This is a genomic window from Devosia sp. FJ2-5-3 (genome assembly GCF_029201545.1).
Classification (GTDB): Bacteria; Pseudomonadota; Alphaproteobacteria; order Rhizobiales; family Devosiaceae; genus Devosia.
On the sequence record NZ_CP104007.1, the window covers coordinates 3,540,535 to 3,553,766 of the forward strand.

At 62.5% G+C, this 13,232-nt stretch carries 14 protein-coding genes; 8 read left to right on the forward strand and 6 right to left on the reverse strand.

Features of this window, described 5'->3' with window-relative positions; all coding sequences use genetic code 11:
- Positions 1 to 12: 12 nt before the first annotated feature.
- Positions 13 to 402 carry a PRC-barrel domain-containing protein gene (locus N0P34_RS17080; protein ID WP_275604425.1) on the forward strand — a complete coding sequence of 130 codons (390 nt, stop codon included), beginning with the start codon at positions 13 to 15 and terminating at the stop codon, positions 400 to 402.
- An 87-nt stretch (positions 403 to 489) separates the two neighbouring features.
- Here N0P34_RS17080 and N0P34_RS17085 read toward each other — a convergent pair whose 3' ends face one another.
- Positions 490 to 2,118 carry an ATP-binding protein gene (locus N0P34_RS17085; protein ID WP_275604426.1) on the reverse strand — a complete coding sequence of 543 codons (1,629 nt, stop codon included), beginning with the start codon at positions 2,116 to 2,118 and terminating at the stop codon, positions 490 to 492.
- 153 nt (positions 2,119 to 2,271) lie between these two features.
- Between N0P34_RS17085 and mscL the strand changes: the two genes are divergently transcribed.
- The 3 genes from mscL to N0P34_RS17100 all read left to right on the forward strand — a co-directional run bounded on the left by mscL (position 2,272) and on the right by N0P34_RS17100 (position 3,612).
- Complete coding sequence (mscL, locus tag N0P34_RS17090; protein ID WP_275607011.1) at positions 2,272 to 2,706, forward strand: large conductance mechanosensitive channel protein MscL; 435 nt, start codon at positions 2,272 to 2,274, stop codon at positions 2,704 to 2,706.
- A gap of 270 nt (positions 2,707 to 2,976) precedes the next feature.
- On the forward strand, positions 2,977 to 3,273 hold the full coding sequence (locus N0P34_RS17095; protein WP_275604427.1) for a response regulator: 297 nt from the start codon (positions 2,977 to 2,979) through the stop codon (positions 3,271 to 3,273).
- Between the two features lie 15 nt (positions 3,274 to 3,288).
- Positions 3,289 to 3,612, forward strand: a complete 324-nt coding sequence (locus tag N0P34_RS17100) for a LuxR C-terminal-related transcriptional regulator (RefSeq protein ID WP_275604428.1) — start codon at positions 3,289 to 3,291, stop codon at positions 3,610 to 3,612.
- Here N0P34_RS17100 and N0P34_RS17105 read toward each other — a convergent pair.
- Together N0P34_RS17105 and N0P34_RS17110 are read right to left on the reverse strand one after the other, a co-directional pair.
- A complete protein-coding gene (locus N0P34_RS17105) occupies positions 3,609 to 4,379 on the reverse strand; it encodes an SDR family oxidoreductase (RefSeq protein ID WP_275604429.1) in 771 nt (256 codons plus the stop codon). The two genes, N0P34_RS17100 and N0P34_RS17105, sit on opposite strands and share 4 nt — an antisense overlap.
- A 328-nt stretch (positions 4,380 to 4,707) precedes the next feature.
- Complete coding sequence (locus N0P34_RS17110; protein WP_275604430.1) at positions 4,708 to 6,033, reverse strand: hypothetical protein; 1,326 nt, start codon at positions 6,031 to 6,033, stop codon at positions 4,708 to 4,710.
- Positions 6,034 to 6,390: 357 nt separating this feature from the next.
- Here N0P34_RS17110 and hemA point away from each other — a divergent pair, with 357 nt between their 5' ends.
- The 4 genes from hemA to N0P34_RS17130 all read left to right on the forward strand — a co-directional run bounded on the left by hemA (position 6,391) and on the right by N0P34_RS17130 (position 10,157).
- The gene (gene hemA / locus N0P34_RS17115) at positions 6,391 to 7,671 is read left to right on the forward strand and encodes a 5-aminolevulinate synthase (protein ID WP_345774439.1); all 1,281 of its coding nucleotides are present in this window, start codon (positions 6,391 to 6,393) and stop codon (positions 7,669 to 7,671) included.
- A gap of 533 nt (positions 7,672 to 8,204) precedes the next feature.
- On the forward strand, positions 8,205 to 8,666 hold the full coding sequence (locus N0P34_RS17120) for a GNAT family N-acetyltransferase (protein WP_275604431.1): 462 nt from the start codon (positions 8,205 to 8,207) through the stop codon (positions 8,664 to 8,666).
- Positions 8,667 to 8,799: 133 nt separating this feature from the next.
- Positions 8,800 to 8,973: a hypothetical protein gene (locus N0P34_RS17125; protein ID WP_275607061.1), complete on the forward strand. Its 174-nt coding sequence runs from the start codon at positions 8,800 to 8,802 to the stop codon at positions 8,971 to 8,973.
- Between the two features lie 233 nt (positions 8,974 to 9,206).
- On the forward strand, positions 9,207 to 10,157 hold the full coding sequence (locus tag N0P34_RS17130; protein ID WP_275604432.1) for a DUF4214 domain-containing protein: 951 nt from the start codon (positions 9,207 to 9,209) through the stop codon (positions 10,155 to 10,157).
- 63 nt (positions 10,158 to 10,220) lie between these two features.
- On the opposite strand, the gene N0P34_RS17135 is transcribed toward N0P34_RS17130, so the two are convergent.
- From N0P34_RS17135 to N0P34_RS17145, 3 genes are read right to left on the reverse strand one after another with little or no spacing between them, the layout of a single operon-like run.
- Entirely contained in the window at positions 10,221 to 11,768 is a 1,548-nt protein-coding gene (locus N0P34_RS17135; protein WP_275604433.1) for a tripartite tricarboxylate transporter permease, read from the reverse strand.
- Positions 11,769 to 11,771: 3 nt separating this feature from the next.
- Entirely contained in the window at positions 11,772 to 12,269 is a 498-nt protein-coding gene (locus N0P34_RS17140) for a tripartite tricarboxylate transporter TctB family protein (RefSeq protein ID WP_275604434.1), read from the reverse strand.
- Positions 12,266 to 13,210 carry a tripartite tricarboxylate transporter substrate binding protein gene (locus tag N0P34_RS17145; RefSeq protein ID WP_275604435.1) on the reverse strand — a complete coding sequence of 315 codons (945 nt, stop codon included), beginning with the start codon at positions 13,208 to 13,210 and terminating at the stop codon, positions 12,266 to 12,268. Before N0P34_RS17145 ends, N0P34_RS17140 begins: the two co-directional genes overlap by 4 nt.
- Between the last annotated feature and the right edge of the window lie 22 nt (positions 13,211 to 13,232).

Below are 13,232 nucleotides of genomic sequence, written 5' to 3' on the forward strand. Positions count from 1 at the left end.
AGGAGGACCATCATGGCCTATGATGACGTTCGCAGCGCCGATCCCAACATCAAGGAAACTCATGACCTGATTGCTTCCGACAAGGTGGAAGGCACGAAGGTCTATGACCCACGCGGCGAGCATATCGGCTCGATCGAGCGGATTCTCGTCGAGAAGCGCTCCGGCAAGGTGTCCTATGCCGTGCTCAGCTTCGGCGGATTTCTCGGCATCGGGGACGAGCACTATCCCCTGCCCTGGTCCAAGCTGAATTATGACGAAAGCCTTGGTGGCTATCGCATCGATATCAGTAAGGGACAGCTGGAAGGCGCGCCGCGCTATGAGCGCGAGGACGATGGCTACTGGACCGAAGAAAACGGCCGCCGGGTCTACGATTATTATGGCGTCGTGCCATACTGGATCTGAAGCGGACGGGTCCTGGTGACCTGATCGCATCATAATCACCCCTGCAATCCGGCGTCTCCTACGAGGGGCCGGATTTGTCATGCGGGGTCAGCCAAGGCCGCGCTGATTGGCGAGTCCGGAAATCGTGGCGCGCAGGGCCGCTGGCTTGACGGGTTTGTTGATGACCGCGATGCCACGCTCTTCGGCGAGAGACCGGACGGCCGGACTGCGATCGGCGGTGACGAGGGCCGCCGGCAAATGGCCGCCGAGATTGTGGCGGAGCCATTCAATGGCGTCGAGACCCGAAGTCTGGTCGAGGTGATAATCCATCAGCACGAGATCGGGATACCAGCCCTCGAGCAGTCTCTCCTTGTCGATACGCTTGAGCGAGAGCGCGGTGCGGACATCGCATCCCCAATGCTCGAGCAGGCCGCGCATGGCCTCGAGGATGGCCTCCTCATTATCGACGCAGAGGATTTTCAGATCGAAATTGCCAAAGCCGGGCTCGGGCGCCGGTGGGACGACAGGGACCTGCGAGCGCATATTGCGGGCGGCGGGCAGATAAAGGGAAAAGCGCGAGCCGGTGCCCTCCCGGCTGTCGAGCTCGAGCGTGAGGCCCAGCGCCGTGACGAGGCGCTGGACGATGGAGAGCCCGAGGCCCAGCCCCTGAGCCATGCGCGCTCCCCGATCGAGCCGCGAAAACTCGGCGAATAACAGCTTGTGCTGATCGCGATTGAAACCGATGCCGGTATCGATGACATCGAGCCGGATGCGATTGCCTCGTCGGCGCACCCCGACCAGCACCTTGCCGCCGGACGGGGTGTATTTGATGGCGTTGGAGACCAAATTCTGCACGATGCGGCCGACGAGGGTGCGGTCGGCAACGATGGCGGCATCGGTCGCGACGATGCGCAGCGACACCTGGCGCTCACGCGCCAGGGGCGCGAACTCCACCTCCATCTTTCGCAGCAGGTCGCGCGCCGCGACGATGGTGGGCGCGGGCTTGAGGGCGCCGCTGTCGATCCGCGAGATATCAAGCAGGGCCGACATGATGTCTTCCACCGCCGTCAGCGAAGCCTCGATGGAATTGGCCAGCTCGGCAAAGGCAGTCGTCTTGGCGCGTTCGATCAGCGTGGATGTGTAAAGACGCGCCGCATTGAGCGGCTGGAGCAGGTCATGGCTGGCCGCGGCCAGGAACCGGGTCTTGTCGTGATTTGCGGCGTCGGCCTTGGCGCGCGCCACTTCGAGCTCCGCATTGACGCGGGTGAGCGCGGCCGTCCGCTCGGCAACGCGGCCTTCGAGCGTGAGATTGACCTGCTCGAGCTCCTTTTCAGCGCGCACCCGGTCGGTGACGTCGGAAATGGCGATGGCGAGGCCCCCATCCGCCAGGCGGGTCGAATGGAATTCGAGCGACTGGCCGGAATTGGCGATGCGCAGCGTGACCGTGGTGGGCGCGGCGGTGATGAAATTGATGCGCTCGATGGCGAGCCTTGCGGCGTCGCCCTTGCCCAGATCACCGCGCTCGGCCAGAAACAGGGCGATGTCGAACAGGGCAGAGCCCGCACGCGTGAGGTCGTTCGGCAGGGCCAGGAGACTATTATAGCGTTGGTTGGAGACGACGAGCCGCAGCCCCGCATCGAAAACGCCGATGCCCTGGGGCAGAAAGTCGATCGCCAGCCGCAGACTAGCGGCGACATCATCGGGTGGAAGCGGCATGATCAGGCCATGGTTGCGCATTCGTTAAAGTGCGGTTATCCGCCGTGACGGGGCGCGGCGCAAGTTCGACACAGTGGGCATTGCCAAAGCCGGAAAGCTCGACAATTGTGGTCTGTGCACCAAACGCGCGCCCTCAAGGGCGTCTGAAACCCATGAGAGGGCCAAATTATGAGTGTGTTCAAGGAATTCCGCGACTTCGCCGTCAAGGGCAATATGATCGATTTGGCCATCGGCGTCATCATCGGCGCGGCCTTTGGCGCCATCGTATCCTCCATTGTCGATGACATTTTCATGCCGCTGATCGGCCTGATCATTGGCGGCATCGACTTTTCGAACCTGTTTGTGGTGCTGTCCAATCCGGACAATGTGCCCGTTCCATCCATCGCCGCCGCCAAGGCCGCCGGCGTGGCGACGCTCAATATCGGGCTGTTCATCAATGCCGTGGTGAAGTTCACCATCATCGCCTTCGTGCTGTTCATGGTGGTCAAGGGCATCAACAGCCTCAAGCGCGAGGCAGCCAAGGAGCCGGTCGAGACCACTCCCGCCCCCACCAAGGAAGAAGTGCTGCTGACGGAAATTCGCGACGCCCTGCGCGCCACGCCCCGCTAGGAAAATTTGCGTAGACTGACAGACGGCCGGACACCATCCGGCCGTTTTTATTTGGCCGCAGAGTAGGAATTAGGTCCATTGACAATACTAAATAGGACTATTAGCCTAACTCTAGGTGGTCACTCCTAAGTAGATTTACTATAGTCCGGACTGATCCCCTCAAGCAAAATACGGGCGTGGGGCGAAGATAGCGACTTTGGGGGTCCGAATTCGTCCGGATTGCAAGATCCCCTCATCTGCATGAGCAAAACAGCTAAGAGGCAAGGGAATATGAGTGGCGAAAACTACTACCATACCTTTCTCAATCGCGATCGACTGGTGCACATCGTCGATAGCGATCCGGCTATGTGCGAGGGGCTGAGCGTCCTGTTTCGCCTCGAGGGGTTCCAGACCACTTTTTCGCTGGAAGCACCGCACTTTCTCGCCAGCCTCGACAGGCGGCGTCCCGACGTGGCGGTGATCAATCTGGCGGTGGGGGAAGAAAGCGGCCTGCCCCTGCTGCGCCGGGTCAAGGCCCTGCGGACCGGCACGCCGGTGGTTATGCTGGCCAATGTGCCGCAGCTCTAGGCGGCGGTGACGGCGATGAAGCTGGGCGCCACCGACGTGGTGAGCAAGCCCATCGACAGCGAACATCTGTTGACCATCATCCGCGACACGTTGCGGCGCGACGTCCATCTGGGGGCCATGCAGGGCGGCAGGCGCGCAGTGGAAGTGCGCGGGTTTGCCCAGCTGACGCCGCGGGAGCGCGAAGTGCTGCTGCTGATCACCAATGGTCAATCCAACAAGGAAGCGGGGCGCGAACTGGGGATCTCGCCGCGCACCATCGAAGTGCACCGGGCGCGGGTTATGGAAAAGCTGGGCGCGCGCAACACCGCCGATTTGATGCGGATCGTCCTGACCAGCTAAGTATTGGCCCAGCCGGCATCGACGAGGAAATGCTGGCCGGAAATCATGGCGCTGTCGTCGGCGGCGAGAAACAGGGCCATGCGCGCACAATCGTCCGGACCGAGCAGGCCCGGCAGCGCCTGATGGGCCTGGATGGCGCTGATATCCTCAGGGGTAATCCAGAGATCGCGCTGGCGCTGGGTCATGACCGCGCCCGGCACCAGGGAATTGACGCGAATGCCGTCGCGGCCGAGTTCGTGCGCCATGGAGCGGGTGAGGCCATGCACGGCGGCCTTGGCGGTTTCGTAGATGGGGATGGACGGGGTCATGATCATCCAGCTGATGGAGCCGAAATTGATGATCGAGCCGCCGCCGGCCGCCTGCATGCCGGGCGCCACGGCCTGGATGGCAAAGAAGAAATGCTTGAGATTGACGGCGATGCGCTCGTCCCAATAGGCGGGGGTCACTTCGCGCCAATCGTGCCGCTGATCGTGGGCGGCATTGTTGACCAGAACCCGCGCCGCGCCATGGCTGGCCGCAAAGCCGGCGATGGCTGCCTGGAAGGTCTCGGTGTCGGTGACGTCAGCGGGGGTGAACAGCACCGATTGCCCTTCTGCCTGCAATTCGGCCGCCAGGGCATGGCCCTCATCGACAGCGATATCGACAAAGCCGACGCGTGCGCCCTGGGCCGCGAAATGCCGCACCAGGCCCGCCCCGATACCGGTGGCGCCGCCGGAGATGACCACGGGGCGATCGCGGAGGCTGGGGTAATTGGCGTATTGGCTCATGAGCCGATCTTTCCGGCGGGTTTGTAGGCGACATGAATGTGATAGCGGCAAGTCGACGGAGGGGCAAGGGGATTTGATGTACGTACCTCAGAATGAGGCGCGCCCGCATTTTGCAGGCGTGGGGCCTGGTGGGGGTGGTCCGGGAGCGGTGGAGTTTGGCGGCCACATTGGGGGCTTGGGGGCTCGCGGAGGGGCCCTCGGGTCAGGCCTGAGGGAGGCGCGGCGTTTTGGGGGCGATTGGTGTTTGGACGGCGCACAGGGGAGCGGGTCGCGGGCGCCAGGGTGCGTTGGCGCGTGCGCATAAAAATGGTGGCGAAACGGGTCGGGGTCAGTGCAACTTTTCGACCGAGGGGGCCATGGTGTGGGGCGTTACTTCGCGCCGCTCGACCTCGTCGAGCAGGGCGAGGATCTTGTCGACATTGGCAAGATGGCGTTGCTCCATGGAGAAGTTGAGGGTGACGTAGTCGCGACCGGGACAGAAGGTGCAGATGTTCACCTCGGTATGCCAGGCGCCGCAATAGAGCGGCTCGATCATGCCATGGGTCATCGGCCCATAGGTGCGGTGGGGCGGAACGAGGGTGAGCACGATGTGCATGCCGCCATTGAAGCGCCAGAACCGCTTGTTGGGCAGGGCCGGAATGACGCGGTTGAGCGCGCGCATGGCCTTGAACATGGAATTGACCACCACCTGGAACGAGGTGATGTCCTTCTGCTCGATGCCGGCCACGGTGTTGTCGACGGCCCGGACATAGGCGACGAAATCCTCCATCACCTTGAACTTGGCCTCGAGGGCGCGAACGCGGAAGAAATCATCGTCGGCGCTGTTCCGCTTGGTGTCGAGCATGGTGTAGGCCGCGCCGATCACCTTCTTGCTCATATGCTTTTCCTGACCCTCGCCATTGAGCGCATGGGTGACGAGGGCAAACATCAGCGAGCGCTGGCGCACGCCGAGCTTGTTGGCGAGACGCCGCAGGCGATGGCGCTCGACGGCGAGGGTCCTGAAGCCCCAGGGCCGTTCCGGCGGGGCCAGAATGTTGGCAGCGAGGAGATAGAGGAAAACCGTCGACCAGCCGCGCAGTGCGCTCTTGAGGCGATCGAGAAAAGGCAGTGTGTGGGATTTGTCGGACTGCACGCCGTGGCCGGCGGAGGCCGAGCGGGTGAGAAGCGCCGAATCCGAGCCCTCGAGCAGGGCGTGGCTGGAGCGCACCTGCAGGATCGCGGCGCGACCCTGGGCATCCGGGCCGTGCCGACGGACGGCCGCCATAACGCGGAACAGGGGCAAATCCTTGCGCTCGAAAATATCGGTCGATTTGCTCAGCCATTTATCCGGATAGCCATCGAACTCATCGACCATTTCGACCGAAGTGATGGCGTCGAGCAGATGTTTCGGAAAGGGCTGACCCGGCTGGGCACCGACAAAGCCGTGGGTCAGCTGTGGCGCCAGCGCCACCATTTCGGCCACCATATTGGCCAGACCTTCCCTGTCATAGGAATTGGTCGAGAAGGCGGTGAAGAAGACGGTGTCCCGTCCCTCGTACAAGAACCACTGGAAATCGGTGAACAGCGCCTGAGGATTGCGGCGCGTCGCCGCCTGCGCCAGCGCCAGAGCATCCCCATGGTGCCCGGCAAAGCTTGAAGACGAAAAACTCTTCACGATACGACCCCTCGTACGCCACATGATGGCAGAGCTGATCTAAGCGCACCTTGTAAATACTGGCAACTACCAGCATGCGGGCAGGTTAATACTGTCGGTGGTTCAAAGCCGGCTCCCAATAGGAAATATGCTCTTCGGAGCGCCCTCAAAAGGTTGGCAGCCAACCATCTTCCGTTTAGAATGAATCTTAGTTCGGCGTCGTTTCCATGCCTCGAGCCGCGGGCCCCAAGGGATCGGCCGCGCGTCGAATTGACCTATGTCAACGCCACTTTCTGTCAGCTAGATAGGGCTTGCGCTAGCAAGCCGGATCCTACCTGACCCCTTATCGATCCGGGCGCAGGCTCAAAGGAAAGATCCATGGATTATCGCGGTATTTTCGAGGAAGCAGTCGATGCGCTGCGGTCAGAAAAGCGCTATCGCGTATTTGCCGACCTCGAACGCATCGCCGGACGTTTTCCGCGCGCCATCTATCGTGACGACGCGGACAATGCGCGCGAAATCACCATCTGGTGCTCGAATGACTATCTGGGCATGGGCCAGCACGAAAAAGTCGTGAAGGCCATGCAGGACACCGCCGGTGCGATGGGCGTCGGCGCCGGTGGCACCCGCAATATTTCGGGCACCAACCGCCCGCTGGTCGAGCTCGAGCGCTCGCTCGCCGATTTGCACCGCAAGGAATCGGCTCTCGTCTTTACCTCGGGCTTCGTGTCCAACGAAGCCGGCATTTCCACCATTGCCCGGCTGCTGCCGGACTGCGTGATCTTCTCGGACCAGCTCAACCACGCCTCGATGATCCAGGGCGTGCGCCAGAGCGGCATGGAAAAGAAGATTTTCCGCCACAATGACGTTGCGCATCTGCGCGAACTGCTCAGCCAGGTGGACCGCAAGCGGCCCAAGCTGATCGTGTTCGAGAGCGTCTATTCCATGGACGGGGACATCGCCCCGATCAAAGAAATCTGCGACCTCGCCGATGAGTTCGGCGCCATGACCTATATCGATGAAGTCCATGCCGTGGGCATGTACGGACCGCGCGGCGGCGGCATTGCCGAACGCGATGGGCTGATGGACCGGATCGACGTGATCGAAGGCACGCTGGCCAAGGGCTTTGGCGTGATGGGCGGCTATATCACCGCCAACCGCGCCATCATCGACGCCGTGCGCTCCTATGCAGCCGAATTCATCTTCACCACCGCCCTGCCCCCTGCCCTTTGCGCAGCGGCGCGCGCCTCGATCGAGCACCTCAAGGGCAATGGGCTGGAACGCACGCTGCACCAGCGCCAGGCCAAGCTGACCAAGGCAATCCTGGCCGATGCCGGCCTGCCGGTGATGGATACCGCGACCCATATCGTGCCGCTGATCGTGGGCGATGCGCGCGCGGTGAAAGCCGCCAGCGACATGCTGCTCGACAAGCACAATATCTATATCCAGCCGATCAACTACCCGACCGTGCCAAAGGGCACCGAGCGCCTGCGCATCACGCCGACGCCGCTGCACACGGACGAAATGGTGTTCGAGCTGCGCCATGCGCTGGTGAGCGTATGGACGAGCCTCGAATTGCCGCGCGAAAAGGCCGATGCCGCGTTGACGGCCAGCAAGCTGACTTCAGGCGATCTGACCCTGCCCAATCTGGGTGGATAGGATTTTGGCTGACGGCCTGGTGCGCAAGCATTTCCAGTGGCGCCAAGACATCACCCCCTCCTAACCTCCCCCTGTCAGGGGGAGCGACAGATTGGGGATGGGGACAAGCAAGCGTACTTGAGGCGAGCTGACCCTGCCCAATCTGGGTGGCCAGGATTTTTGCTGACGGACTGGTGCGCAAGCATTGCCAGAGGCGCCAAGACATCACCCCCTCCTAACCTCCCCCTGTCAGGGGGAGGGACAGATTGGGGATGGGGGGCGTTTAGAGCGCCTCGAAAAGGCCGCTCCCTTAACAGGGGAGACTCGGGTGGGCGCACCGCCTCTGGCGCCTGCTTGACGAAAATCTTCGATAGGCGCAAATTTATCGGATGACGCATCCGAAACACCAGTTCCGACGTTGTGGTTTGCAACCCTCAAGGGGTGGCTGCTGCTTGCCTTTGGCACGACGACGCTGAGCTTCATCAGCCTGTCTTGGAACCTGAGGTAAACCTGCCACCGTCCGGTCGGCAGGTTTTTTGTTTTCGGAAGTCTTAATGCCTCCCCATAGCGTCGCCTTTCGCACTGCCACATCGTCCGATGTGGCCGATATTCATGCCCTTGTCCGGGCCGCCTATTCCAAATGGGTCGGGGTTATCGGCCGTGAACCGCGTCCCATGAGCGTCGACTACGCCGAGGCCATCAATGCCTTCCGTTTCGACGTGCTGATGGTGGAAGGCAGGATGGCCGGCATCATGCAGACGACGCGCCGGGACGACCATGTGTGGATCGAAAATATCGCCGTTCACCCCACGCAACAGGGTCGCGGGCATGGCAAGAGCTTTCTGATGCTGGCCGAGCATCTGGCCCGGCACGAGAAGGTGGAGCGCGTGCGGCTCCTCACCAATGCGGCCTTTACGACCAATGTCGCGCTCTACCAGAATTTTGGCTATGCGCTCGAGCGCAGCGAAGAGTTCATGGGCGGCAGCACGCTCTATATGTGCAAGCATCTGAACTGAGGCCCCCGATCCATTACCCTGGCGCATGGCTGGGGTGACCGAACCGGCCCTTCAAACCTGGGACGACGGGGCCCATTTACACCTCATGGAAGCGATCTGGCGCTGGTGCCGGGTCCCAAGAGAGGAATTTGCAATGAGTACCCTGCGCAACAGCAAGCTGTTTGCGACGCTTGGTTCGATGGTCGATCTGTTTGGCAGCGCTGCTGCCAGTGCGGCCGCCGTTGAAGCTGGACGGGCGCCCAAGGCAAGAGACCTCCGGACCCTGGGCATCGAGCCGGCCGCTTTCCGCCGGATCGGCAAGCTCTAAGTCCCGCGCGCGGTCCTGTTCTCTCGACGGGACCCTGCAGCGCGAGCTGCCGACCCCAGCCCGGATGCCGGTCCCTCCCCGGCATCCGGGTTTTTTTGTGCCCGTAGCGATGGGGGTTTCTACTAATGAAACCCTAAACTCCTCAGACAAAAACAGAATTCCGGCTGAACACTATTTTATTTCCCCTCAGTCAGAGTGTGTCTATTCGCAGGAGCGAAAACGAGGGGACTGAATTGACATCGACTATCACGGCCTACAACAATTTCAAGCTGAACATGCTGGCGCCGCACGAGATGGGTGGAGGCACGCCAATCGGACAGCCGACGCTGACCTCGACGCAGGTTACCTTCATCACCACGACCGGCCGGTTTGACGTTTACGGCACGAATTTCTCGATCAATCCAGTGACCAAGGATCTGACCGGAACGGCCAATCGTGTCACCTATTCGGAAGGCGGCATCGTCATGGCCGAAGCCGATGGGCTTGGCCTGACATCGGCGCAGGTGCTCAAGATCAGCCAGTCCTCCAGCATGGTCGAGGCGCTGATCGACGCCATTCTCGCCCAGGACACGGTTTTCCGGATGGGAAATCTCAATGACTTCATGGAAGTCGGGACCGGCCGCGATGTGGTCTATGGCGGCGGCGGGGTGGATACCGTCATCATCGACCATTCCTGGGGCTCCAAGACCAAGGCCCAATATGAGATCAAGAAGCAGGCGGATGGCTCCTTCACCGTCAGCAACAAGATCGACCACGTCACGCTCCATGATGTCGAGCGGGTGCAGTTTTCCGATGGCGTGGTGGCGCTCGACACGGCGGGGATTGCCGGACAGGCCTATCGCCTCTATCAGGCCGCGTTCGACCGGACACCGGATTCCGGCGGGCTGAAATACTGGATCGACAAGATGGACAGCGGCCAGGGCCTTTTCGGTGTCGCGGCCAATTTCATCGGGTCCAGCGAATTCCAATCGGCCTATGGCAGCCTTTCCAATCTGGGTCTGGTGGACCAGCTCTACAAGAACATCCTCGGCCGTGCGGCGGAAAAGGGTGGGCTCGACTTCTGGGTCGGCCAGCTCGACAGCGGCGCCATGGACCGGGCAACGGTGCTGGCGAACATTTCGGAAAGCGCCGAGAACGTCGCCCTTGTCGCCCCGGCGATCGATGGCGGAATCTGGCTGATCTGATCGGCGGATTATCAGTGACAAGTGTGCCCTGGACCGAAAGCCGGTCCAGGGCATTTTTTATGCTCAGTCCTCGTCGGTGGCCAATTGGCCGAGGACGGCGCCGCGGCCGCGCAGGCGCATGATGAGCGGCAGGCCCACTGCGATGATGGCGACGATGTAGAGAACGATCGAGATGGGCGAGCTGACCAGAACCGCCGGATCGCCCTGGCTGATGGCGAGGGCACGCCGCAATTGTTGCTCGGCCATGGGCCCGAGGATCAGCCCCACCACCACCGGGGCGATGGGATAGCCGAAGCGGCGGAGGCCATAGCCGAGGAGACCGAAGGCCAGGAGCAGAACCAGTTCGAACGACACTCTTATCGGGCCGATGCCCATGGACATGGCGCCATTGGCCCCCAGAGTGCCGAGCGTGGCAAACACCAGGATGCCGCCATAGAGCCAGGGTTTGGGGATGGTGAGGAGTTTCACCCAGAGCCCGATCAGGGGCAAATTGAGCACCAGCAGCATGAAATTGGCCACGAGGAGGCTGGCGATCAGCGCCCAGACCAGCGAGGCATTGTTGGTGAAAAGCAGCGGACCGGGCTGGAGCCCGAATTGCTGGAAACCGGCCAGCATGATGGCGGCCGTTGCCGTGGTCGGCAGGCCAAGGGTGAGGAGCGGCACAAGCGTTCCGGCGGCAGAGGCATTGTTGGCCGCCTCCGGCCCTGCGACGCCTTCGATGGCGCCATGGCCGAACTCTTCGGGATGCTTGGAAAAGCTCTTCTCGGCGCTGTAGGAGAGGAAGCTCGCGACATCGGCACCGCCTGCGGGCATGGCGCCGATGGGAAAACCAATGACGGTGCCGCGCAGCCAGGAGGCCCAGGAGCGTTTCCAGTCCTCGAGGGTCATCCAGACCGAACCCTTGACCGCCATGACCTGGGCGGCGACCTGTTCGCGATCGGCTGCGGTCTTGAGGGTTTCGCCGATGGCGAACATGGCGACGGCGAGGGTTGTCACCTCGATGCCGTCGAGGAGATCGGGGATGGCGAAGGCGAGGCGGGTCTGGCCGGTCTGCAGATCAATGCCGATGAGCCCGAGCCCCAGGCCGATGAAGAGCGCCGTCAGCCCGCGCAGGGCGCTGTCGCCGAAAGCGGCGGAGACGGTGACGAAAGCCAGCACCATCAGCGCGAAATAATCGGCCGGGCCGAAGGAGAGCGCGAATTTGACCACGGTGGGGGCGATGAAGGCGAGCCCCAGCGTGGCGATGAGGCCGGCGACGAAGGAGCCGATGGCCGCGGTGGCAAGGGCGGGACCGCCCCTGCCCTTGCGGGCCATTTTGTTCCCCTCGAGCGCGGTAACGATGGAGGCGCTTTCGCCCGGGGTGTTGAGGAGGATGGAGGTAGTGGAGCCACCATACATGCCGCCATAGTAGATGCCGGCGAACATGATGAGCGAACCGGCCGGGTCGAGCCGATAGGTGACCGGCAGGAGCAGGGCGACGGTGAGCGCCGGGCCAATGCCGGGCAGGACGCCGACAGCAGTGCCGAGGGTTACGCCGATCAGGGCATAGACCAGGTTCTGCAATTGCATGGCGGCCAGGAGGCCCTGGGCCAGAAGTTCGAAGGTTTCCATGGTTTAGAAACTCCCCGTCGTCACAAGGCGCTCAAACGGCCCCATAGGCAGCGAGAGCTGCAGGCCGCGCGCGAAAATGAACCAGACCACGAAGGCAAAGACGATGCCGATCGGGATGGTCTGCCAGAGCGGACCACGGCCAAAACCCTTGGCGGTGAAGGCGAAGAGGATGCCGGTGGCGATGGCGAAGCCAGCCGTCGACAGAAGCAGGATCTGCGCGACGAGCCCGCCGACGATCCAGAAAATGGGACCGTAATCGTCCTTGCTGCGCTCGGGAAAGCCATGGCGAAAGGCCGACACGAAGGTGCCGATGGACAGAAGCGCCAGCCCGGTCGCGACGACATAGGGGAAGACCGTGGGGCCGACACGCTGCTGCACGGGGGGCACGCGCATCTGGCTGGTCTGCCAGAAAATGACGATGGCGATGGCGGCGAGGATCACCGCGATGACGAACGCCGCCCCATCGGGGCGGCGCGTGCTGTCGGAAGCTCTGGCGCTCATTGCACCAGGCCGATGTCTTTCAGGATGGCTTCAGTCGCCGCGATATCAGCTGCAAGCTGCGTGTCGAAAGCATCGCCGGCCAGATAGGTATTGACCCAGCCGCGGCTTTCGAGAGCGGCCTTCCAGCTGTCCGAATTGACCATGGCTTCGATGTCGGCATTGATGGCCGCGACCTGCTCGTCGGAAAGGCCGGGGGCAGCGGCGACCATGCGCCAGTTCTGCACGGCGGTATCGACGCCGGCTTCCTGGAGGGTGGGGGCATCAAAGCCGGGCACGCGGGTGTCAGTGGAAACGGCGAGGAGACGCAGTTCCCCCGCTTCGATCTGCGAAGCGAACTCGCTGATGCCGGACACGCCGACGGTCACCTGACCGCCCAGAATGGCGGCAAGCGCTTCGCCACCGCCCGAATAGGCGATGTAGTTGACCTGGGTGGGATCGACGCCAACGGCCTTGGCGATGAGGCCAGCCGTGATGTGGTCGGCGCCACCGGCCGAACCGCCGGCCCAGGACACCGCGCCGGTGTTTTCCTTGAGCTTGGCGACGAGGCCGGCCATGTCCTGAATATCGGAATTGGCGGGAACCACGATGCCGACGGCTTCACCGGTGAGGCGCGCAATCGGGGTAACCTCGGCCAGGGTGACCGGCGAGGCATTGGTGAGGATGGCGCCGACCATGACATAGCCGCCGACGATCAGGGCGTTGGGATTGCCGTTTTCCTGATTGACGAACTGGGCAAGGCCGATCGTGCCGCCGGCGCCGGGGACGTTGGTGACCTGCACATTGCCCGAAATGCCTTCGGCCTGCAGGGCTTCCTGCATGGTGCGGGCGGTCTGGTCCCAGCCGCCGCCCGGGGCGGCAGGCGCCATGATGGTGTAGTCGGCAGCAAAGGCGGGAATAGAAATGGCGCCGGAAACCAGCGCGGCGAGAAGCAGCTTGTTCAAGATATCCTCCCAGAAACAAGGC

Coding starts and splice junctions, on each gene's coding strand:
- N0P34_RS17080 (WP_275604425.1), top strand. CDS start 13: ATGGCCTATGATGACGTTCGCAGCGCCGATCCCAACATCAAGGAAACT.
- N0P34_RS17085 (WP_275604426.1), bottom strand. CDS start 2,118: ATGCGCAACCATGGCCTGATCATGCCGCTTCCACCCGATGATGTCGCC.
- N0P34_RS17095 (WP_275604427.1), top strand. CDS start 2,977: ATGAGTGGCGAAAACTACTACCATACCTTTCTCAATCGCGATCGACTG.
- N0P34_RS17100 (WP_275604428.1), top strand. CDS start 3,289: ATGAAGCTGGGCGCCACCGACGTGGTGAGCAAGCCCATCGACAGCGAA.
- N0P34_RS17105 (WP_275604429.1), bottom strand. CDS start 4,379: ATGAGCCAATACGCCAATTACCCCAGCCTCCGCGATCGCCCCGTGGTC.
- hemA (WP_345774439.1), top strand. CDS start 6,391: ATGGATTATCGCGGTATTTTCGAGGAAGCAGTCGATGCGCTGCGGTCA.
- N0P34_RS17120 (WP_275604431.1), top strand. CDS start 8,205: ATGCCTCCCCATAGCGTCGCCTTTCGCACTGCCACATCGTCCGATGTG.
- N0P34_RS17125 (WP_275607061.1), top strand. CDS start 8,800: ATGAGTACCCTGCGCAACAGCAAGCTGTTTGCGACGCTTGGTTCGATG.
- N0P34_RS17135 (WP_275604433.1), bottom strand. CDS start 11,768: ATGGAAACCTTCGAACTTCTGGCCCAGGGCCTCCTGGCCGCCATGCAA.
- N0P34_RS17140 (WP_275604434.1), bottom strand. CDS start 12,269: ATGAGCGCCAGAGCTTCCGACAGCACGCGCCGCCCCGATGGGGCGGCG.